Genomic DNA, 587 nt, shown 5'->3' with positions numbered 1-587 from the left:
CTGCCGGTACCGGATGCAGTGCGCGTGCTGAACCTGGACGGGCAGGGCCACCTGGCCTACCCGACCCAGGCGACCGGCGTGCAGCCCGCGCCCGAGAACCTGGCCTACGTGATCTACACCTCGGGCTCCACCGGCAAACCCAAGGGTGCGGGCAACCGCCACAAGGCGCTGACCAACCGCTTGTGCTGGATGCAGCAGGCCTATGGCCTGGAGGCCAGCGACACGGTGTTGCAGAAAACCCCGTTCAGCTTCGACGTGTCGGTGTGGGAGTTCTTCTGGCCGCTGATGGTCGGTGCCCGCCTGGTGGTGGCCGCCCCGGGCGATCACCGCGACCCGGCGCGGCTGGTGGCGTTGATCGAGCGTGAGCAGGTCAGCACGCTGCACTTCGTGCCGTCGATGCTGCAGGTGTTTCTGCAAGACCCGGGGGTGTGCGGTTGCACCAGCCTCAAACGCATCGTGTGCAGCGGTGAGGCGTTGCAGGTGGATGCCCAGCAGCAGGTGTTCGCCAAGCTGCCGAATGCGGGGCTGTACAACCTGTACGGGCCGACCGAGGCGGCCATCGACGTGACCCACTGGACGTGCCGTGA

Annotated in this window: 1 protein-coding gene; it reads left to right on the top strand. The window is 67.3% G+C overall.

The genetic code is table 11. The features are described from left to right. The coding region (locus IAE33_RS24375; protein WP_201165757.1) for an AMP-binding protein at positions 1-587 on the top strand (587 nt) is incomplete at both ends.

This window comes from Pseudomonas sp. S60 (assembly GCF_016647865.1).
GTDB classification, from domain to species: Bacteria; Pseudomonadota; Gammaproteobacteria; order Pseudomonadales; family Pseudomonadaceae; genus Aquipseudomonas; species Aquipseudomonas parafulva.
The sequence above is the reverse complement of the archived record's forward strand: the minus strand, read 5'-3'. Positions and strand labels throughout refer to the sequence as shown.